Here is a 19,856-nt window from a genome sequence, read left to right as displayed (position 1 = left end):
GAACACCAGTGGGAAGAGGCGGGATGAGCACCTTTGATGTAGATGCCATTGTCGTGGGAGCCGGGCCCACCGGACTCATGCTCGCGGGCGAGTTGAGGCTCAATGGAGCCTCGGTGATAGTCCTTGACAAACTTGCCGAGCCGATTATGGAATCCCGGGCGCTCGGCTTTTCTGCGCGGACCATCGAGGAATTCGCCCAGCGCGGCCTGATCGCCCGCTTCGGCGAGGTCGGCGTCATTCCGGTCGGCCACTTCGGCGGCGTCCCGCTCGACTACCAGGTGCTCGAAGGCGGCTCGTACGGCGCCCGCGGCATCCCGCAGGCCCGTACCGAGGGCGTCCTCGGCGGCTGGGCGCGCGAACTGGGCGCCGAGATCCGCCGCGGCGTCGAGGCCACCGGCCTGGCCCAGGACGCCGAGGGCGTGACGCTCACCGCGCAGGGCGCGGACGGCACCCTCACCCTGCGCGCCCGTCACGTGGTGGGCTGCGACGGCGCCCGCAGCATCGTGCGCAAGCTCGCCGGCATCGACTTCCCCGGTACCGAGCCGGCCGTCGAGCTGCGCTTCGCGGACGTGGCCGGCGTACCGCTGCGCCCGCGCTTCAGCGGCGAGCGCGTCCCCGGCGGCATGGTGATGGTCATTCCCATCGGCCCGGACCGCAGCCGCGTCATCTACTTCGACAGCGCCGAGCCTCTGCGCAAGAGCCCCGAGGCGATCACCTTCGAGGAGGTGGCCGCATCCTGGCAGCGCCTGACGGGCGAGGACATCAGTGGCGCCACGCCGCTGTGGGTCAGCTCCACCACCGACAACAGCCGCCAGGCCGCCGAGTACCGGCGCGGCCGGGTCTTCCTGGCCGGTGACGCCGCGCACATCCACCTGCCCATCGGCGCGCAGGGCATGAGCGCGGGCATCCAGGACGCGGTGAACCTCGGCTGGAAGCTCGCCCTGGACATCCAGGGCCGGACGCCCGAGGGCCTGCTCGACACCTACCACGCCGAGCGGCACCCGGTCGGGGCCCGGATCCTGACCAACACGCTCGCCCAGCGCATCCTCTACCTCGGCGGCGACGACATCACCCCGATGCGCGAGGTCTTCACCGAGCTGGTGGAGAACCACGAATCGGTCCGCCGCCACCTCGTCGGCATGGTCACCGGCCTCGACATCCGCCACGACGTCGGCGCGGGCGACCACCCGCTGCTCGGCCGGCGCCTGCCCGACCGGGAACTCGTCGTCGACGGCGAAAAGACCTCGGTCTTCGCGCTGCTGAACGCCGGCCGCGCCGTGCTCCTCGAACTCGGCGGCGACCACGGCCTGCGCGAGGCGGCCGCTGGCTGGGCCGACCGCGTCGAGGTGGTCCGCGCCGACCAGCCCGACTGCGACGCCCCGGTGGACGGCATCCTCGTCCGCCCCGACGGCTACGTCGCCTGGCTCGCGCCCGAAGGCGCCGGCTCCGAAGGCCTCACCGACGCTCTCACCCGCTGGTTCGGTCCCGCCGGCTGAGCGCTTTTCCGTCCCGCTCCGTCCGTACCCTCCACAGGAAGCGAAGAAGAATGCCTTTCATCTCCCTTGAGGACAAGCACCTGACCGTCCTCAACCTCTTCACCACCGACGCGCCTGAGAAGCAGGACAGCCTGATCGAGGAGATGCGGAAGATCGTCGACGCGGCGACGTACGACGGCTGGATGAACAGCACCGTGCACGCGGGCGTCGACAGCCTGGGCACCGCCAACTTCATCCAGTGGCGCAGCGGCGAGGACCTGGAGCGGCGATACGAGGGCGAGGAGTTCAAGCACCGCACCCTCCCCGTCTTCGGCGAGATCACCACCTCGATCAAGCTGCTGCAGAACGAGGTCGCCTACACGCTGACCTCGGGCGCCCTCGACGGCAAGGTCGAGGTCGGCCCGCACCGCGACGACTACACCGTCCTCGGCGTCTTCTCCGTGACCGACGACGGCCAGGACGAGGCCATCGACGCCCTCGGCAAGGGTCAGGACTTCTTCGCCGAGGTCCCCGGCTTCCGCTCGCACGTGGTCCTCAAGGGCCTGCGCGCCCGCGGCCTGGACGGCAAGTTCGTCGTCTCCTACTCGCAGTGGGACAGCAAGGAGGCCTACGACTCCTACCGCGACCAGGCCCCGGAGCAGCAGTCCGCCGCGCGCCAGGAGGCCCAGAACCGCGTCCGCGCCGTCTCCACCGGCGCCCCGTACATCAACTCGTACACCGTGGTGCACTCCCGCTCTGCCGGCGAGTGAACCGGCGCGCTTTCCACGGCGCGACGGGACCGCAATGCCCTGGACGCCCGGCACCCCGCTCAGGGCGCCGGGCGTCCCGCGTACGTGCCCCCCATCCATGAGAAGGCGCACTGTGCACCCGCTCCGGCGGAATTCGAGAATCCCCCGTGCGGCGCGCTATCGCCAGGCGGGACCGTCAAGCCAGTGGCGAATTCAGGCCGCCACACAGGCCGCGTTTGCACCGCGCTCTCCCGCGCACACGCTGAGGAGCCAAACCTTATGCACAGCACGTTGATTGTCGCCCGGATGGCAGCAGCCTCGTCCGTCGATGTGGCAAAGCTGTTCTCCGAATTCGACGCGACGGACATGCCCCAGCGCATGGGAACGCGGCGCCGCCAGTTGTTCTCGTACCGGGGCCTGTACTTCCACCTCCAGGACTTCGACGAGGACAACGGAGGCGAGCTGATCGAGCAGGCGAAGGGCGACCCGCGCTTCGTCGGGATCAGCCAGGACCTCAAGCCCTTCATCGAGGCCTACGACCCCAAGACCTGGCGCTCACCGGCCGACGCGATGGCCGCGCGCTTCTACAACTGGGAAGCGTCCGCATGACCCGCCGACGCGTCGTCATCACCGGAATCGAGGTGCTCGCCCCCGGTGGTGTCGGCAAGGAGAGGTTCTGGAACCTGCTGAGCGAGGGCCGCACCGCCACCCGCGGGATCACCTTCTTCGACCCCGCGCCCTTCCGCTCCCGGGTGGCCGCCGAGATCGACTTCGACCCGTACGCCCACGGGCTGACCGCGCAGGAGGTGCGCCGCCTGGACCGGACCGCGCAGTTCGCGGTGGTCGCCTCGCGCGGCGCGGTCGCCGACAGCGGCATCGAGCTGGGCGGGATCGACCCGCACCGCATCGGTGTCACCGTGGGCTCCGCGGTCGGCGCCACGATGAGCCTCGACGAGGAGTACCGGGTCGTCAGTGACGGCGGCCGGCTCGACCTGGTCGACCACGCCTACGCGGTCCCGCACCTCTACAACCACATGGTGCCGAGCTCCTTCGCCTCCGAGGTCGCCTGGGCCGTGGGCGCCGAGGGCCCCTCCACCGTGGTCTCCACCGGCTGTACCTCCGGCCTCGACTCGGTCGGCTACGCCGTCGAGCTGGTCCGCGAGGGGTCGGCGGACGTGATGATCGCAGGCTCCTCGGACGCCCCGATCTCCCCGATCACGATGGCCTGCTTCGATGCCATCAAGGCCACCACCCCCCGCCATGACGATCCGCACAGCGCCTCGCGCCCCTTCGACGGCACCCGCAACGGGTTCGTGCTGGGCGAGGGCACCGCCTTCTTCGTGCTGGAGGAGCTGGAGAGCGCCAAGAAGCGCGGCGCGCACATCTACGCCGAGATCGCCGGCTATGCCACGCGCTCCAACGCGTACCACATGACGGGCCTGCGCCCCGATGGCCTGGAAATGTCCGAGGCCATCAACGTCGCCCTCGGCGAGGCCCGCATGAACCCCGAGGCGATCGACTACATCAACGCGCACGGCTCGGGCACCAAGCAGAACGACCGGCACGAGACGGCCGCCTTCAAGCGCAGTCTCGGCGACCACGCCTACCGCACGCCGGTCAGCTCCATCAAGTCGATGGTCGGGCACTCGCTCGGCGCGATCGGCTCCATCGAGATCGCCGCGTCCGCCCTGGCCATGGAGTACGACCTCGTACCGCCCACGGCCAACCTGACGACGCCCGACCCCGAGTGCGACCTCGACTACGTCCCCGTCACCGCGCGGGAACAGCTGGTCGACGCGGTCCTCACGGTCGGCAGCGGATTCGGCGGCTTCCAGAGCGCCATGGTGCTGGCCAGCCCTGAAAGGAACCTCGTATGACCGCGTCGGTAGTGGTCACCGGCCTCGGCATCGCCTCCCCCAACGGGCTGGGTGTCAAGGACTACTGGTCGGCGACTCTTGGCGGAAAGAACGGCATCGGCCGGATCACCCGCTTCGACCCGTCAAGTTACCCCGCCCGCCTGGCGGGTGAGGTCCCCGGCTTCGTCGCCGAGGACCACCTGCCCTCACGCATCCTGCCGCAGACCGACCGGGTCACCCGGCTCGCGCTGGTGGCCACGGACTGGGCGCTGCAGGACGCGGGCGTCGACCCCGCGGAGATGTCCGGGTTCGACATGGGCGTCATCACGGCCTCGGCCGCGGGCGGCTTCGAGTTCGGCCAGGGTGAGCTGCAGAGCCTGTGGGGCCGGGGCAGCCAGTACGTCTCGGCGTACCAGTCCTTCGCCTGGTTCTACGCCGTCAACAGCGGCCAGATCTCGATCCGCAACGGCATGAAGGGCCCGGCCGGCGTCGTGGTCAGCGAGGGAGCCGGCGGCCTCGACGCCGTCGCCCACGCCCGCCGCCAGATCCGCAAGGGCACCTCGCTGATCGTCACCGGAGCCGTCGACGCCTCCATCTGCCCGTGGGGCTGGGTGGCCCAGCTGTCCACCGGCAAGCTGTCCACCAGCGACGAGCCCGCCCGCGCCTACCTGCCCTTCGACCGCGACTCCCGCGGTTATGTGCCCGGCGAGGGCGGCGCGATCCTCATCACCGAGGACGCCGACGCGGCGCGCGCCCGCGGCGCCCGCATCTACGGCGAGATCGCCGGCCACGGCTCGACGATGGACCCCAGGCCCGGCAGCGGCCGCGAGCCGGGCCTGCGCAAGGCCATCGAGCTCGCCCTCGCCGACGCGGGCGTCGACTCCGGCGACATCGACGTCGTCTTCGCCGACGGCGCCGGCGACCCCGAGCCGGACCGCATCGAGGCCGAGGCGATCACCGCCGTCTTCGGAGCCCGGGCCGTCCCGGTGACCGTGCCCAAGACAATGACCGGACGCCTGTACTCGGGCGCGGCCCCGCTGGACCTGGTCGCCGCCTTCCTCTCCATCCGCGACGGGATCATCCCGCCCACCGTGCACGTCGACCCGTGCCCGGACTACTTGCTCGACCTGGTCCTGGGCCAGCCGCGCCCGGCACCGGTGCGCAGCGCGCTGGTCCTGGCCCGCGGCAGCGGCGGGTTCAACTCCGCCATGGTCGTGCGCGCCGCCGAGTAGGGCGGCCTCGTCCGCACGTACGCCACCACCCACGCAGCATCATGATGAAAGGGACTCCACCATGGCCACCAAGGCGTTCACCCTCGACGACCTCAAGCGCATCCTGAAGGAGGCCGCGGGCGTGGCCGAGGGCGTCGACCTGGACGGCGACATCCTCGACACCGAGTTCGACGTGCTCGGCTACGAGTCTCTCGCCCTGCTGGAGGCCGGCAGCCTCATCGAGCGCGAGTGCGGCATCTCCCTCGACGAGGAGGCCGTCAACGACGCGCACACGCCGCGGACCTTCATCGACGTCGTCAACATGCAGCTCGCGCCTGCCACGGCTGCCTGAAGGGATCCGGACATGACCCAGCACGCCACCCCCAAGGTCGCCGTCGTCACCGGCGCCACCAGCGGCATCGGCCTCGCCTCGGCGCGTCTGCTCGCCTCGCAGAACCACAAGGTGTTCATCGGCGCCCGCAACGCCGACAACATCGCCGCCACCGTCAAGGAGCTCCAGGCCGAGGGCCTGGACGTGGACGGCGCGGTCGTCGACGTCCGCGACACCGCCTCGGTGGACGCCTTCGTCCAGGCCGCCGTCGACCGCTTCGGCACCGTCGACGTCGTGGTCAACAACGCCGGCCGGTCCGGCGGCGGACCGACCGCCGACATCACCGACGAGCTGTGGCAGGACGTCATCGAGACGAACCTCAACAGCGTCTTCCGCGTCACCCGCGCCGTGCTCAGCACCGGCGGCATGCGGCACAAGGACCGCGGCCGGATCATCAACATCGCCTCCACCGCGGGCAAGCAGGGCGTCGTCCTCGGCGCTCCGTACTCCGCCTCCAAGCACGGCGTCGTCGGTTTCACCAAGGCGCTGGGCAACGAGCTGGCCCCCACCGGCATCACCGTCAACGCGGTCTGCCCCGGGTACGTCGAGACCCCGATGGCCCAGAAGGTCCGCCAGGGCTACGCGGCCGCCTACGACACCTCCGAGGACGCCATCCTCGAGAAGTTCCAGGCGAAGATCCCGCTCGGCCGCTACTCCACCCCGGAGGAGGTCGCCGGCCTGGTCGGCTACCTGGCCTCGGACACCGCCGCCTCCATCACCTCGCAGGCGCTCAACGTCTGCGGCGGCCTGGGCAACTTCTAGCAGGGCCCGCCCCCACGCACCCCCCGAACACCACCTGAGGAGAACCCGTCATGACCACGCGTGAGGTCGAGCACGAGATCACCGTCGGCGCCCCGGCCGCCGCCGTGTACCAGTTGCTCGCGGACGTGAGCAACTGGCCGCGCATCTTCCCGCCCACCATCCACGTGGACCAGGTCGAGGCCGGGGGCGCCGAGGAGAAGATCCGGATCTGGGCGACCGCCAACGGCCGGCCGAAGAACTGGACCTCGCGCCGCACCCTGGACCCGGCGGGCCTGCGCATCACCTTCCGCCAGGAGGTCCCGGCGGAGCCCGTCAAGCACATGGGCGGTACCTGGATCATCGAGCCGCTCGGCGAGGCGGAGTCCCGCGTCCGGCTGTTGCACGACTACAGCGCCATCAACGACGACGCGCACGACCTGCTGTGGATCGCGCAGGCGGTAGACAAGAACAGCACCTCCGAGCTGGCCGCGCTCAAGGTCAACGTCGAGGCGGCGCACGCCGCGGAGACCGAGGAGCTGACCTTCTCCTTCACCGACACCGTCCAGGTCGCGGGCTCCGCCAAGGACGTGTTCGACTTCATCAACGAGGCCCAGCTGTGGGCCGAGCGGCTCCCGCACGTGGCCGTGGTGCGCCTCGAGGAGGACACCCCGGGCCTGCAGGAGCTGGAGATGGACACCCGCGCCAAGGACGGCTCGGTGCACACCACCAAGTCGTACCGGGTGGTCTTCCCCCACGACAAGATCGCCTACAAGCAGGTCACCCTGCCGGCGCTGATGACCCTGCACACCGGCGAGTGGACGTTCGTCGAGACCGACGAGGGCACCGCCGCATCCTCGCAGCACACCGTCAGCCTCAACACGGAGAACATCGCGCGCATCCTCGGAGACGAAGCCACCGTCGCCGACGCCCGCGCGTACGTGCACACGGCGCTGTCCACCAACAGCTGCGCCACCCTCGCGCACGCGAAGGCCTACGCCGAGTCGAAGGCCTCCTGAGCATGGCGCCCGACCTTGCAACGGGCGGTGCCGAACCGGCACCGGGCGGCGCGGGCCGCCCGGACCGGCTCGGCACCGAGGTCCTGGTCGTCGGTGCCGGACCCGTCGGGCTGATGCTCGCTGCCGAACTCGCACGCGGCGGCGTGGACGTGGTCGTGGTCGAGAAGCGCAAGGCCCCGTCCACCGAGTCCCGGGCCTCCACGCTGCACGCCCGTACCATGGAGATCCTCGACGCGCGGAAACTGCTGCCCGACGTCGGCACGCCGCCCCACGAGCCGCGCGGCCACTTCGGCGGCCTCCCGCTCGACCTCACCCTGCCCAGCACCCACCCGGGCCAGTGGAAGGTGCCGCAGACCAAGACCGAGGCGGTCCTGGAGGAGTGGGCGATCTCGCACGGCGTCAACATCCGGTGCGGCCACGAACTGGTCGCTGCCGGCGAGGTCGGCGAGTACGTCGAGGCCGAGGCCGTCGGACGGGACGGAGTCCTGCGGCTGCGTGCCCGCTACCTGGTCGCCTGCGACGGCGAGGACAGCACCGTACGGCGGCTGACCGGGGTGGACTTCCCCGGCCACGACGCCGGCCGGGAACTGCTGCGCGCCGACATCGAGGGCATCGACATCCCCAACCGGCGTTTCCAGCGCCTGGAGCGGGGGCTGGCCATCGCCTGGCGCAACGACAAGGGCGTCACCCGCGTCATGGTCCACGAGTTCGGCTCGACGGCCGGCCCGCGCACCGCGGACGCTCCGTTCGAGGAGGTCGCCACCGTCTGGAAGCGGGTCACCGGAGAGGACATCAGCGGCGGTACCCCGCTGTGGGTGAACTCCTTCGGCGACGCCTCCCGGCAGCTCGCCTCCTACCGGCACGGGCGCGTCCTGTTCGCGGGGGACGCCGCCCACCGGCAGATGCCGGTCGGTGGCCAGGCCCTCAACCTCGGTCTGCAGGACGCCTTCAACCTCGGCTGGAAGCTCGCGCTCACCGTGCGCGGGCTGGCTCCCGAGGGCCTCCTCGACACCTACCACGAGGAGCGGCACGCGGTCGGCCGCCGGGTCCTGGCGAACATCCGGGCCCAGGCCCTGCTGCTGCTCGGCGGCCCCGAGGTGGAGCCGCTGCGCGCGCTGGTGGTCGAGCTGACCGGCCTGGAGGAGGCACGGGCCCACCTGGCCGGGATGATCAGCGCACTCGACGTGCGCTACCCGGTGCCCGGCCCCGCGCACCCGCTGCTCGGCGCCCGGCTGCCGCACACCGTCGTGCGGTCCGGCGGGCGCGAGCGCGGCAGCACTGCCGAGCTGCTGCGCGCCCGCGGCGGTCTGCTGCTCGACGTGGACGGGACCGGCGTACGGGTGCCCGCCGGCTGGGCCGACCGGGTCACCGCGGTCGCCGGCGACCCGGAGCCCGGCTCGCTCCCCGGTGAGCCGGGGGCCGTTCTCGTACGGCCCGACGGCCACGTGGCGTGGGTGGGCCGGGACGAGGTCGGGCTGGCCGAGGCGCTCGACCGCTGGTTCGGCCCGGCCCGCCCACCGACCCCCTGAGCGTCCCCGGAGCGGGGGCACGTCCGCAATCCCCCCCACGATTGCGTCCCCACATGTACGTCCGCACCCCGCCGCACACCCACGCACAACCCAGTCACCAGTGATCCCCACTGTCAGGAAGGACAGCCCATGCAAGGGAGCGAAGGGACAGCGGCGGACACCGACGTCATCGTCGTCGGCGCCGGCCCGACCGGACTGATGCTCGCAGGCGAACTGCGCCTGGGCGGAGCTCGCGTCGTCGTGATCGAGAAGCTGGCGGCGCCTACCGGGCAGTCCCGTGGCCTGGGCTTCACAGCCCGTGCCATGGAGGTGTTCGACGAGCGCGGGCTGCTGCCCCGGTTCGGCCAGGGCGAGACCCTCGCCACCAGCCCCGTAGGACACTTCGGCGGGGCCCAGTTCGACTTCACCGTCCTTGAGGACGCCCACTTCGGCGCCCGCGGCATCCCGCAGGGGCAGACCGAGGCCGTGCTGGAGGGCTGGGCCGCCGAACTCGGCGCCGACATCCGGCGCGGCTGGGAGTTCGTCTCGCTCGCCGGCGGCTTCCTCGACGGGGACCACGTCGAGATCACCGTCCGTACGCCCGAGGGCGACGAGCAGCGGCTGCGCGCCGCGTACCTGGTGGGCGCCGACGGCGGCTCCAGCCGCGTCCGCAAGGCGGCCGGCTTCGAGTTCCCGGGCACCGACGCCACCCAGGGCATGTACCTCGCCGACGTCACCGGCTGCTCGCTGCGGCCGCGGTTCCTCGGCGAGCGCCTGAGCAACGGCATGGTGATGGCGGCCCCGCTCGCCGAGGGCGTGGACCGGATCATTGTCTGCCCCGACGGCCGGCCGGCGCACGACCGCGAGCGGACCGTCACCTTCGAGGAGGTCGCGGAAGCCTGGCAGAGCATCACCGGCGAGGACATCTCGCACGGTGGCGCCGACTGGGTGTCCTCCTTCACCAACGCCACCCGCCAGGCCTCCGAGTACCGGCGGGGCCGGGTGTTCGTGGCCGGCGACGCGGCGCACATCCACCTGCCGGCCGGCGGCCAGGGCCTGAGCACCGGCGTGCAGGACGCGGCCAACCTCGGCTGGAAGCTGGTCGCCGTGGTCCGCGGCGACGCCCCCGCGGCGCTGCTGGACACCTACCACGCCGAGCGGTGGCCGGTCGGCCGCCGCCTGCTGGCCAACACCCGTGCCCAGGGGATCGTCTTCCTCGGCGGCGCGGAGTCGGACCCGCTGCGCGAGCTGTTCGGCGAGCTGGTCCGGTACGACGACGTCAAGCGGCACCTGGCCGGAGCGGTCAGCCACCTCGACATCCGCTACGACCTCGGCGCAGGTGAGGACGCCCACCCGCTGGTCGGCCGCCGGATGCCGGCGCGGCTGCTGGTCGGCGCCGACGGCGAGCAGCGCACCACGCGACTGCTGCACCTGGGCCGGGCCGTACTGCTCGACTTCGCCGACGATGCCGGGGCGCGCCGTACGGCAGCCGGCTGGCAGGGCCGCCTCAACGTTCACACCGTGTCCGCCAAGCCGGTTGACGGCCCGGACGTACTGGTCGGCGTCCCCGCGCTGCTGCTCCGTCCCGACGGGTACGTGGCCTGGGCCGGCGAGCCCGCGCAAGGGCTCGCGGCCGCACTGGAGCGGTGGCTGGGAGCCGCTTCCGCCTGACCACCTCAGGGCGCCGCAGCCCCCGCCCCGCCGTCCGACCGGCGGGGCGGGGGCTCCGGCGTGCGGGGGGCGACGTACGGGGCGGGCACGCGGAAAGCCCCGGTTCCGCGTCGGGGAAACGCGGAACCGGGGCAGCTCAGGGCGGCGCGTCAGACCGCGATGGCCTCCACGACCGAGACGGCCGCAGCGGTCTCCACGACCCGCTCCAGCTTGAAGCCGGCCTTCGCCACCAGCTCCGCGTACTGCGACCGGGTACGCTCCTTGCCGCCCACGAGCAGCAGCAGCCACAGGTCGACGAGCTTGCCGGAGTGCGGCCCGTCGCCCTCCGGGACCACCATCTCCACCAGCAGCAGCTTGCCGCCCGGCTTGATCGCGGCGCGCACGTTGCGGAGGATCTGCAGAGCCTGCTCCTCCGGCCAGTCGTGCACGATGTGCTTGAGGACGTACGCGTCCGCACCCGACGGCATCGGGTCGAACAGATCGCCGTCGGCCAGGGCCACGCGGTCCGCGACACCCTGCGCCGCCAGGAACTCCGCAGCGCCGTTCGCGGCGATGCGCGGGTCCGAGAGGATGCCCTTGGTACCGGGCGCGCTGTCGAGGATGCCGGCCAGCAGCCCGCCGTTGGCTCCACAGAAGTCCAGGACCGTGCCGAACTGCGAGAAGTCGTACGCGGCCACGACCGGTGCGGTCTCGGTGGAGGACATGTTGCCCATCCCGCCGATGAACACCGCACCGTATTCCGGATTCTGCATGAGGTATTCGAAGGCGCCCATTCCGCGCCGCTTCGGCAGGCTCGGCTCGCCGGTTCGCACCGAGTCCAGGAAACCGTTCCAGTCGTCCCAGTGCGTCGGGTGGCCCATCAGCACACAGAGGTCGCGCATCGTCACCGGGTGGTCGGCGCGCAGCGCGTCGGCCATCGGAGTCAGCGCCCAGAGGCCGTCGTCCTGGCGCGTGAACACGCCCTGGGAGGCGAGCAGGCGCAGCACCCGGCCCAGCGCCTCGGCATCCGCGCCGACCTCAGCGGCCAGGTCTTCGATCGGTCGCGGACCGGCCTGCAGGGCCTCGGCCACGCACAGTTCGGCGGCGGCGTACAGGGCCTGGGTCACCATGGAGCCCATGGCCAGTTCGAGCAGGGCGAACGGGGGCGGGGCCAACTCCCGGACCTGCTTCTGCAGGTCCGCCCGGGTCTTCTCCGCGGCGCGGACGACTTCGGGGGGCGGCACAGCGGGCATGTGGTTCCTCCATGGCAAGAGCGAGAACTCTGTCCCAACCGCCGGAAGGGACCCGTCCCGCCACGGTAAGGAAGAGGGATAGACCCGCCCTGGAAAGCGACTTGTACATATCTGGAGCGGGGCGGACGCCTCGCACGCCCCAGGAGTTTCGCCGCGGCCGCCGGACGGCCGGCCCAGAACTGCTCGGCGGCCACTCGACGTGGGCCGGAGACCGGTTCGTTCGGGACGAAGTACTGGGCATCCTTGGCCCGGCATCGCGTTGCGCAGTCCGACGCCCCTGGAGGTCGTCCGTGTCCGTTCGTACCGAGCCGTTGCTGAGTCCGTAGTCAGGTCTCAGCATTCCGGGCATTTCGGCCAGGAAGGTCCGTCACATCACCAGAGCGTTAGGGGCTCGGCTTGAGTACGGTCTCCCGTTTCTGTCTGCTGCTGGTGCGGCAGTGTTGTGCCACCTGCCCGCCCCGTCCCTGCCTTGCGACGGGGGCGGGTGGTGCGGGTCTTCCGGTCGGCTCCACGGGGTTTCGACACCCGGGGGGTGTCCTGGTCTCCGGCCACTCCGGTACCAGTGACTGCGGTTGCTGCGAGGGCGGCGAGGTTGCGGGCTGCGTTGTCGTCCCGGTCGATGACCAGGCCACAGGCGTCGCATTCGTAGGTCCGGATGTGCAGCGGCAGTTTGGCTTTCACTGTGCCGCACCCGGAGCAGGTCTTGGAGGAGGGGAACCAGCGGTCTGCCGCGATGATGCGGGTGGCGTGGCGCTGGCGGGTCTTGTAGGTGAGCCGGCGGCGGATCTCGCCGAATCCGGCGTCGGCGATGTGCCGGGCCAGGCGCCGGTTCTTCACCATGCCGACGACGTTGAGGTCCTCGATCACGACGGTGCCGTACTCGCCGGCAACGCTTGTGGTGAGCTTGTGCAGGGCGTCCGCGCGGAGGTTCGCGACCCGGTGGTGCACGCGGTTGCGCTGGGCGTTGGCCTTCTCCCACCTGCGGGAGGGCTTCCGCCCGGTGCGGCGGTCGGGGCCGCGTCGGCGGGAGACCGTGCGGGAGGCCCGGCGGAGCCGTTTCAGGGCGCTGTTCAGGTGCCGCGGGTTGGGCACGGTGCGGATCTCGCCGGTGCTGCCGACCGCGACGTCGGGGCGTGCGACGCGGCGGATGTCCCGCGCGGTCTCGACCTGGAAGGCGACGAGCCAGCGTCCGCGTTCGTGGCGGACGGTCGCGGACAGGATGCGCGCGGTCCCAGCCTGGACACGGGCGAGGAGCCCGGCCACGGGCTCGTGCGTACGGATCGTGCCGAGCCTGGGCAGTGTGACGTGCCGTCCGTCGGCGTCGAGGCGGATGGTGCCGGTGGTGAACCGGCAGGACAGGCGCGCCTTGTGCTTCGACTTGAACCGGGGCGCACCCATCCGGGCGCCCTTGCGCTTGCCGTTCTTCGACTTGGCGTAGTTGTCGAACGCGGCCGACGCGTTGGCGAGACCGGTGTTGTACGCCTCCTTGGAGTTCTCCTCCCACCATGCAGCGAAGCGCGGATCAGTCTTTTTGGCCTGGTTGAACTCCTTGCGCAGCGATGGCAGCGACCACGGCCGCCACTCGGTCAGCTCCGCCCCGGCGACGCCGTACGTCTCCTCGGTCCGGCGCTGCCACCAGGACGCGGTCACCCAGCCGACAGCCCAGTTGTACGCCGCGCGCGCCGCACCGCAGTGCGAGCGCAACGCGTGCTCCTGGGCGGCGTTCGGGTCCAGCGCGAAGCGGTACGCCTGCACCACGAACCCGGGCTGCGGCCGGAACTTCTTCACTCGGCGGCCTCGCCGGTCGCCACGGCCACCGCGCGGGCGGCCCGGGTCTTCGCCGCCCGCTGCCCGTACAGGCGGGCGCACATCGAGGTGAGCACCTCGGTGACGTCCCGCACCAGGTCGTCCGCGGTCTCGGCAGGGTCGAGGACGACCAGGCGCCTGCCGGACGCCGACAGCGCGGCCTCGAGGTGCTCGACGCCGAACCGGGTCAGCCGGTCACGGTGCTCGACCACGATCACAGCCGTACCCGGGTCGGCGAGAAGCCGATGCAGTTTGCGACGGCGCCCGTCCGGCCCTGACCCGACCTCGGTCACGACTTCCGCGACGGCCAGGACCAGTCCATTCGCGCCGGACACCACCCGCGCAGCCTGCCGATCCAAGTCGACCTTCTGGTCTGCTGACGACACGCGGCAGTACGCCACCACGCGTCCGGACGGCTGGACGGCCACCTCATCGACCAGCCACGTCCCGGACGGCGCCTGGCGGACCGGCACGGGCATCTTCCCGTCCTTCACCCACCGCCAGGCGGTCTGGTAGCTCACGCCCTGCTGACGCGCCCACTCCGACAGCCTCACAAAACCAAGCTACGTGAGATGTCTGACCAGAGACGACTATGAATGATCAGGAAATCCATGGCAGTTGTCGCCCCCCTCGCCGGAGACCGGCGCGCCGTGTGCACCCTGCCCGGGGACGCCCTCCTCGGCACCCCGGCCGGCGCCGCGCCCGAGCGGGCCACCGCTCCCGCCGAGGTGCAGGCCCATGCGCTTCCGCCACCGAGACGGCATCAGCGTCCATCTCTCGTACTCGACCGGCGTGCACCCGGCCGAGACCCCTGACGGGCTCCCCGCCCACCTGCGTAGCTCGTCGACGGCATGGCCGCCGAACCCGCGTTCGCCCGCGACCTGCTGACGGAGCACGGCCTGAAGGAGCTGCCGTGACCACCCTCTCCACCGCCGCGGCTGCGGCCCCGCCGCACACCGCGCACCGGCAGTTGCCTCGCGCGGGTGAGGAACGGACCTCAAGGATCGCCTGAGCGATCCTGCGGTCCCGCTGCACCGCCCCTCGACCCCCCTGGTCTTTTCTGAGGATCAACCGTCTGTATGGAGGAATCGAAAATGGCAAAGAGCGCGATCATCGTGGGCGCTGGGCCGGTCGGTCTGATGCTCGCGGGCGAGCTGCGGCTCGGCGGCGCGGACGTCGTCGTCTACGACAAGCTGCCCGCTCCCAGCGGCGAGTCGCGCGGCCTTGGGTTCACCAGCCGTACCGCGGAGGTCTTCGACCAGCGCGGGCTGCTCGGCAGGCTCGGCGACATCCGCTGGGGCAAGCAGGGCCACTACGGCGGTGTCCGCATCGACTTCTCCCTCCTGGACGAGAGCCACTTCGGCATCATGGGCCTGGCCCAGTCCGTCACCGAGGACATGCTCGGCCGCTGGGTCGACGAGCTCGGCGTCGAGGTGCGCCGCGGCTACGACCTGACCACCCTGACCGAGACCGAGGACGGCGTGGTCCTCGGCTTCCAGGGCCCCGACGGGTACACCGAGGCCACCGGCACGTACGTCATCGGCTGCGACGGCGGCAAGTCCACCGTGCGCATCCTGGCCGACATCGACTTCCCCGGCGACGAGGCCACCCGCGGCATGTACCTGGCCGACGTCGTCGGCGCGGACGTGCGCATGAGGCCCATCGGCGAGCGCATCGAGGGCGGCGGCATGGTGCTGTCCGTCACCCTGGAGCCGGGTGTGGACCGCATCGTCATCCACGAGCCCGGCGTCCGCCCGCACCACGGCGAGGGCGAGCTGGAGTTCTCGGAGCTCGCCGACGCCTGGCAGCGCATGACCGGCGAGGACATCCACGGCGCCTCCGCCTCCTGGATGTGCGCCCTGACCAACGCCACCGGCCTGGCCGCCCAGTACCGCAAGGGCCGCGTCTTCCTCGCCGGCGACTCCGCCCACGACCACGCCCCGCTCGGCGCCCAAGGCGTCAGCGTCGGTCTCCAGGACGCCGTCAACCTCGGGTGGAAGCTCGCCGCCGTGCTCGGGGACCGGGCGCCCGAGTCCCTGCTCGACACCTACCACGCCGAGCGCCACCCGATCGGTGAGCAGCTGATGCGGGACGTGCACTCCATGTCGATGCTGTACCTCGCCGGCGAGGAGATGGAGCCGCTGCGCGCCGTCGTGCGCGAACTCGTCACCCTGCCCGAGGCCGCCCGGCGGCTCGCGGGCCGCGTCTCCGGCCTGCACATCAAGTACGACGTGGGCGCCGAGGGACACCCCTTCCTGGGGCTGCGGCTGGCCCCGCACCGAGCCGTCGAGCGCGCCGACGGCAGCCGTACGAAGGTCGCCGAGCTCCTGCACGCAGGCCGCGGCGTGCTCATCGTCTCGGACGGGGACGGCGGCCCGGCCGAACTCGCCGCCCGCTGGGCCGACCGCGTGGACGTCATCACCGGCGCCTGGGCCGACCAGGAGGCCGACCACCCGGGCGCCCCACAGGCCGTGCTGGTCCGCCCCGACGGCTACATCGCCTGGGTGGCGCCGGCAGGCGGCGACCTCGAAGCCGCCCTCACCCGTTGGTTCGGGGCGCCCGCGGCTGTCTGACGGCCCGCCGCATGACACCCCCCGGCCGCCCGCGCCCCCGAGGAGGGGCCGGAGCTGATCGGCCGGTACCTGCTGGTCTTCTTCGCCTGACCACCGCCGACCTGGCGCTGCCCCATGCGCGGCAGCTCTGATGTTTGAGGAGTAAGACATGGCAAAGGGCGCGATCATCGTCGGCGCCGGGCCGGTCGGGCTGACGCTCGCCGGCGAACTGAAATTGGGCGGCGTGGACGTCGTCGTCCTCGAGAAGCTCCCCGCGCCCAGCGGCGAGTCCCGCGGCGTGGGCTTCACCCGCCGCGCGGCCGAGGTCTTCGACCAGCGCGGCCTGCTGGAGCGCTTCGGCGACGTCGAATGGGCCCAGGGCCACTTCGGCGGGGTCCACATCGACTTCTCCAAGCTGGACGACAACCACTTCAGCGTCCGCGGCATCCCGCAGTTCCGCACCGAGGAGATCCTCGAAGGCTGGCTGAAGGAGCTGGGCGTCGAGATCCGCCGCGAACACGAGGTGCTCGGCTTCCGCGAGACCGAGGACGGCGTCGTTGTCGAGTACGAGGGCCCCGCCGGCCGCGGCGAGGAGAGCGCCGGCTACCTGGTCGGCTGCGACGGGGCGCGCAGCATCGTCCGCCGGCTCGCCGGCATCGACTTCCCCGGCTGGGAGCCCACCCGCGGGATGTACATGGCCGACATCGTCGGGGCGGACGTACGCCAGCGCCCCATCGGCGAGCGCGTGCCCGGCGGCATGGTCATGGCCTTCAACCTGGAGGACGGCGTCCACCGGATCGTCATCCACAACGAGTCGCTGCGGCCGCCGGAGGACAAGAGCGGCCTCACGTTCGAGACCATCGCCGACGCCTGGCAGGACATGACCGGCGAGCGCCTGCACGACGCCGAGGTCCGCTGGATCAGCTCCTTCACCGACACCACCCGCCAGGCCGCCCAGTACCGCAAGGGCCGGATCTTCCTGGCCGGCGACGCCACCCACATCCACATGCCGGCCGGCGCGCAGGGCATGAGCGTGGGCGTGCAGGACGCGGTCAACCTCGGCTGGAAGCTGGCGGCCACCATCAACGGTTGGGCGCCCGAGGGCCTGCTCGACACCTTCCAGTCCGAGCGGCACCCGGTCGGGGAACTGCTCATGCGCAACACCCGCGCCCAGACCAAGCTCTACCTCTCCGGCGAGGAGATGGAGCCGCTGCGCGCGGTCATGCAGGAACTCGTCCAGGACGTCGCGGTGGCCCGCCACCTGGCCGGCCAGGTCTCCGGCCTCGACGTGCGCTACGACATCGGCTCAGGCAGCCATCCGCAGCTCGGCCTGCGGCTGCGCCCCGACACCCCGCTCAAGCTCACCGACGGTAGCCCCGCCACCGTGCGGGACCTGCTCAAGCCGGCCCGCGGCGTGCTGTTCGTGACCCCCGCGGCGGCCGACTCCGACGCACTGCGCGCCACCGCGGCGCGCTGGGGTGACCGGGTGGACACGGTCACCGGCGACTGGGCCGAGGGCGAGGGGGCCGTGTCGGACGCCCCGCACGCGCTGCTGGTCCGCCCCGATGGCTACATCGCCTGGGCCGCCCCGGACGAGGCCGGCCCGCATGAGGCGTTGGAGCGCTGGTTCGGAGCCGTCTGAGCGAGTTCTTCAGCGCTGATCTGCTGTGTGGGCTGATCTCCCCGTTCGAGGAATGTGAAGAGCTGTCGGCAGATTGCACGCTTGAGGCAGCGTCCGGAGCGCGGCCCCAACACCCAGGCGGCGCCCGCGCTGCGCGGGACCGGCCCGAGAGCACCCCCCGCTCCACGCGAGGGGTTGGCAACTGCTGCTCGTTGACTGTGCGCAAGCATGTTCTGGCGTGAGTGGGTGAGTGTCGGCGACCTCTGTCCGCGCGAAGTCCGAGGGGGAACGGAGGTTCTTGTCTCGAATGGGTGACCTTTTGCGGGTGGTGATCGTTGGGTGGGGTGACGGGGTGTTTGGGCCGGTCTGGGCTGGCGGTGAGCGGGTTGGGTGGGTTGCGGGTGGTGAGGGCGTCGTTCGTGGTGCCCGGTCCCTCGGGTGTGGCGGTCCGGGACCGGCTCAAGGGGCTGACGGTCGGGGACGAGAGGGTGCTTCGGCTGGTCGGCGGCCATCTGGGTTCGCTGGCGTCGGGGGACCTCAAGTTGCGGTGTGCGGCCGGTCTGGAGCACGACAACGAGTCGTGGGCGTCGCGCAAGCGGGAGCTGACCGGGCTGTCGTCGTCGCGGTGGGCGGGGTCGTTGACGAAGGCCACGCATGACCTGTGGGCGTTGGCCCGGCGTGGCCAGGCCGCGCACATCCGGCAGCTCGAGGTCGGGGTGAAGACGATCCGGCACCGGCTGTCATTGCCTCTCGGGGAGAAGGGCAGTAAGCGGGCTGCTGGTGGTTATCGGAGTCGGCGGGAGTGGCATGCCAAGACGCGTCGGCTGCGGGTGCTGGAGGACCGGCTGGCTGTGGCCAGGGCCGACTGGGCGGCCGGGCGGGTGCGGGTGGTGCGGGGCGGGAAGCGGCTGCTGACCAGCCGCCAGCACCTGGAGCAGGCGCAGCTCACCGAGCCGCAATGGCGTGCGCGGTGGGAGGCGTCGCGCCGGTTTTTGCAGGCGGACGGTGAGTCCGGCAAGCGGTACGGCAACGAAACGATCCGGGTCAGCCCCGACGGCCAGGTGAGCATTCGGCTCCCGGCCCCGCTCGCCCCCCTGGCCAACGCTCCGCACGGCCGCTACGTCCTGGCGGCCAGGGTGTCGTTCGCGCACCGGGGTGCGACATGGCGGGACCGGGTCGGGACCAACCGGGCGGTGGCCTACCGCATCCACGAAGACGTCCAGCGCCAACGCTGGTACCTGACCGCCTCCTGGACCATCCCACCCACCCCCAGCATGCCCCTGGCCGCTGTCCGGGCGGGCGGCCTGATCGGCGTGGACACCAACGCCGACCACCTCGCGGCCTGGCGGCTGGACCAGCACGGCAATCCGGTCGGCGCCCCGCGCCGCTTCGACTACGACCTGTCCGGCACCGCCGACCACCGCGACGCCCAGGTGCGCCACGCCCTGACCCGCCTGCTGCACTGGGCCACCCGTCACCGCCTGGCGATCGCGGTGGAAGATCTCGACTTCACCGCCGAGACCAGCCGGGAGAAACACGGCCGCCGAAAGAAGTTCCGCAAACTGATCTCCGACATGCCCGTGGCCCGGCTGCGCGCCCGCCTGGTGTCCATGGCCGCCGACCTCGGCATCCCGCTGGTCGCCGTCGACCCCGCCTACACCAGCAAGTGGGGCGCCCAGCACTGGCAGAAACCCCTCACCAGCACCACCAGGAACACCACCCGCCACGGCGCGGCCGCTGTGGCCATCGGAAGGCGCGCCCTGGGGCATCCGATCCGGCGTCGGACGGCACCGCCCCGTACCCACCAGAGCGATGGGTACGGGCATCGGACCGTCCAGGCCCGACCGGCCACCCCGGGGCGTGAGGAAACCCGCCCCCGCATCCCCGGACCACGGACACGATCCGTGCCGCCCGGACGCGCAGCGAACGCGGTCAACCAGAACGCCCAACACCGTCCGGGGCGTTCGACTGAGCATGAGTCCTGGCAACAGGACTCACTCCCGCTCAGTCTCTAGGAACGGTGCTCT

At 71.6% G+C, this 19,856-nt stretch carries 17 protein-coding genes; 14 read left to right on the top strand and 3 right to left on the bottom strand.

Annotated elements, in window-relative coordinates; translation table 11 throughout:
- Positions 1 to 23: 23 nt before the first annotated feature.
- The 10 genes from OG485_RS00870 to OG485_RS00825 all read left to right on the top strand — a co-directional run bounded on the left by OG485_RS00870 (position 24) and on the right by OG485_RS00825 (position 10,618).
- Complete coding sequence (locus tag OG485_RS00870; protein ID WP_328663448.1) at positions 24 to 1,496, top strand: FAD-dependent monooxygenase; 1,473 nt, start codon at positions 24 to 26, stop codon at positions 1,494 to 1,496.
- Between the two features lie 50 nt (positions 1,497 to 1,546).
- Positions 1,547 to 2,245 (top strand): antibiotic biosynthesis monooxygenase family protein, encoded by a 699-nt coding sequence (locus OG485_RS00865; RefSeq protein ID WP_326783025.1) that lies wholly within the window; start codon positions 1,547 to 1,549, stop codon positions 2,243 to 2,245.
- A gap of 258 nt (positions 2,246 to 2,503) precedes the next feature.
- Positions 2,504 to 2,833, top strand: coding sequence for a TcmI family type II polyketide cyclase (locus OG485_RS00860; protein WP_326783024.1), 330 nt, complete (start codon positions 2,504 to 2,506; stop codon positions 2,831 to 2,833).
- Positions 2,830 to 4,101 (top strand): beta-ketoacyl-[acyl-carrier-protein] synthase family protein, encoded by a 1,272-nt coding sequence (locus OG485_RS00855; RefSeq protein ID WP_328663444.1) that lies wholly within the window; start codon positions 2,830 to 2,832, stop codon positions 4,099 to 4,101. The genes OG485_RS00860 and OG485_RS00855 overlap by 4 nt, the downstream gene beginning before the upstream one ends.
- Positions 4,098 to 5,312, top strand: coding sequence for a ketosynthase chain-length factor (locus OG485_RS00850; RefSeq protein ID WP_328663442.1), 1,215 nt, complete (start codon positions 4,098 to 4,100; stop codon positions 5,310 to 5,312). The genes OG485_RS00855 and OG485_RS00850 overlap by 4 nt, the downstream gene beginning before the upstream one ends.
- A gap of 61 nt (positions 5,313 to 5,373) precedes the next feature.
- Positions 5,374 to 5,643, top strand: coding sequence for an acyl carrier protein (locus OG485_RS00845; RefSeq protein WP_326783021.1), 270 nt, complete (start codon positions 5,374 to 5,376; stop codon positions 5,641 to 5,643).
- A gap of 12 nt (positions 5,644 to 5,655) precedes the next feature.
- Positions 5,656 to 6,444 (top strand): 3-oxoacyl-ACP reductase FabG, encoded by a 789-nt coding sequence (gene fabG / locus OG485_RS00840; RefSeq protein ID WP_328663440.1) that lies wholly within the window; start codon positions 5,656 to 5,658, stop codon positions 6,442 to 6,444.
- 50 nt (positions 6,445 to 6,494) lie between these two features.
- A complete protein-coding gene (locus tag OG485_RS00835; RefSeq protein ID WP_328663438.1) occupies positions 6,495 to 7,439 on the top strand; it encodes an aromatase/cyclase in 945 nt (314 codons plus the stop codon).
- A gap of 2 nt (positions 7,440 to 7,441) precedes the next feature.
- Positions 7,442 to 8,968: an FAD-dependent oxidoreductase gene (locus OG485_RS00830; protein ID WP_328663436.1), complete on the top strand. Its 1,527-nt coding sequence runs from the start codon at positions 7,442 to 7,444 to the stop codon at positions 8,966 to 8,968.
- Positions 8,969 to 9,097: 129 nt separating this feature from the next.
- Complete coding sequence (locus OG485_RS00825) at positions 9,098 to 10,618, top strand: FAD-dependent monooxygenase (RefSeq protein ID WP_326783017.1); 1,521 nt, start codon at positions 9,098 to 9,100, stop codon at positions 10,616 to 10,618.
- A 149-nt stretch (positions 10,619 to 10,767) separates the two neighbouring features.
- Here the strand turns inward: OG485_RS00825 and OG485_RS00820 are convergent, their stop codons facing one another.
- The 3 genes from OG485_RS00820 to OG485_RS00810 form a co-directional block, all read right to left on the bottom strand.
- A complete protein-coding gene (locus tag OG485_RS00820) occupies positions 10,768 to 11,850 on the bottom strand; it encodes a methyltransferase (protein ID WP_328663433.1) in 1,083 nt (360 codons plus the stop codon).
- 372 nt (positions 11,851 to 12,222) lie between these two features.
- Positions 12,223 to 13,638, bottom strand: coding sequence for an IS607 family element RNA-guided endonuclease TnpB (gene tnpB, locus OG485_RS00815; RefSeq protein ID WP_328663432.1), 1,416 nt, complete (start codon positions 13,636 to 13,638; stop codon positions 12,223 to 12,225).
- Positions 13,635 to 14,210: an IS607 family transposase gene (locus OG485_RS00810; protein ID WP_328663405.1), complete on the bottom strand. Its 576-nt coding sequence runs from the start codon at positions 14,208 to 14,210 to the stop codon at positions 13,635 to 13,637. The genes tnpB and OG485_RS00810 overlap by 4 nt, the downstream gene beginning before the upstream one ends.
- Positions 14,211 to 14,267: 57 nt before the next feature.
- Between OG485_RS00810 and OG485_RS00805 the strand changes: the two genes are divergently transcribed.
- From OG485_RS00805 to OG485_RS00790, 4 genes are all read left to right on the top strand, one after another.
- Positions 14,268 to 14,471: a hypothetical protein gene (locus OG485_RS00805; RefSeq protein WP_328674851.1), complete on the top strand. Its 204-nt coding sequence runs from the start codon at positions 14,268 to 14,270 to the stop codon at positions 14,469 to 14,471.
- A 279-nt stretch (positions 14,472 to 14,750) separates the two neighbouring features.
- Positions 14,751 to 16,229 (top strand): FAD-dependent monooxygenase, encoded by a 1,479-nt coding sequence (locus tag OG485_RS00800; RefSeq protein WP_328663430.1) that lies wholly within the window; start codon positions 14,751 to 14,753, stop codon positions 16,227 to 16,229.
- Positions 16,230 to 16,377: 148 nt separating this feature from the next.
- Positions 16,378 to 17,850 (top strand): FAD-dependent monooxygenase, encoded by a 1,473-nt coding sequence (locus OG485_RS00795; RefSeq protein ID WP_328663427.1) that lies wholly within the window; start codon positions 16,378 to 16,380, stop codon positions 17,848 to 17,850.
- Between the two features lie 365 nt (positions 17,851 to 18,215).
- Positions 18,216 to 19,844 carry an IS200/IS605 family accessory protein TnpB-related protein gene (locus tag OG485_RS00790; protein ID WP_328674204.1) on the top strand — a complete coding sequence of 543 codons (1,629 nt, stop codon included), beginning with the start codon at positions 18,216 to 18,218 and terminating at the stop codon, positions 19,842 to 19,844.
- Positions 19,845 to 19,856: the final 12 nt, after the last annotated feature.

Origin of the sequence: Streptomyces sp. NBC_00328 (assembly GCF_036139655.1) — a bacterium.
GTDB lineage: Bacteria > Actinomycetota > Actinomycetes > Streptomycetales > Streptomycetaceae > Streptomyces.
The sequence above is the reverse complement of the archived record's forward strand: the minus strand, read 5'-3'. Positions and strand labels throughout refer to the sequence as shown.

What these genes read in the sequence shown, in the direction of transcription:
- OG485_RS00795 (WP_328663427.1), top strand. Translation starts at nt 16,378, where the DNA reads ATGGCAAAGGGCGCGATCATCGTCGGCGCCGGGCCGGTCGGGCTGACG.
- OG485_RS00845 (WP_326783021.1), top strand. Translation starts at nt 5,374, where the DNA reads ATGGCCACCAAGGCGTTCACCCTCGACGACCTCAAGCGCATCCTGAAG.
- OG485_RS00860 (WP_326783024.1), top strand. Translation starts at nt 2,504, where the DNA reads ATGCACAGCACGTTGATTGTCGCCCGGATGGCAGCAGCCTCGTCCGTC.
- OG485_RS00800 (WP_328663430.1), top strand. Translation starts at nt 14,751, where the DNA reads ATGGCAAAGAGCGCGATCATCGTGGGCGCTGGGCCGGTCGGTCTGATG.
- OG485_RS00825 (WP_326783017.1), top strand. Translation starts at nt 9,098, where the DNA reads ATGCAAGGGAGCGAAGGGACAGCGGCGGACACCGACGTCATCGTCGTC.
- OG485_RS00830 (WP_328663436.1), top strand. Translation starts at nt 7,442, where the DNA reads ATGGCGCCCGACCTTGCAACGGGCGGTGCCGAACCGGCACCGGGCGGC.
- OG485_RS00870 (WP_328663448.1), top strand. Translation starts at nt 24, where the DNA reads ATGAGCACCTTTGATGTAGATGCCATTGTCGTGGGAGCCGGGCCCACC.
- OG485_RS00850 (WP_328663442.1), top strand. Translation starts at nt 4,098, where the DNA reads ATGACCGCGTCGGTAGTGGTCACCGGCCTCGGCATCGCCTCCCCCAAC.
- fabG (WP_328663440.1), top strand. Translation starts at nt 5,656, where the DNA reads ATGACCCAGCACGCCACCCCCAAGGTCGCCGTCGTCACCGGCGCCACC.
- OG485_RS00835 (WP_328663438.1), top strand. Translation starts at nt 6,495, where the DNA reads ATGACCACGCGTGAGGTCGAGCACGAGATCACCGTCGGCGCCCCGGCC.
- OG485_RS00855 (WP_328663444.1), top strand. Translation starts at nt 2,830, where the DNA reads ATGACCCGCCGACGCGTCGTCATCACCGGAATCGAGGTGCTCGCCCCC.
- OG485_RS00820 (WP_328663433.1), bottom strand. Translation starts at nt 11,850, where the DNA reads ATGCCCGCTGTGCCGCCCCCCGAAGTCGTCCGCGCCGCGGAGAAGACC.
- OG485_RS00805 (WP_328674851.1), top strand. Translation starts at nt 14,268, where the DNA reads ATGGCAGTTGTCGCCCCCCTCGCCGGAGACCGGCGCGCCGTGTGCACC.
- OG485_RS00865 (WP_326783025.1), top strand. Translation starts at nt 1,547, where the DNA reads ATGCCTTTCATCTCCCTTGAGGACAAGCACCTGACCGTCCTCAACCTC.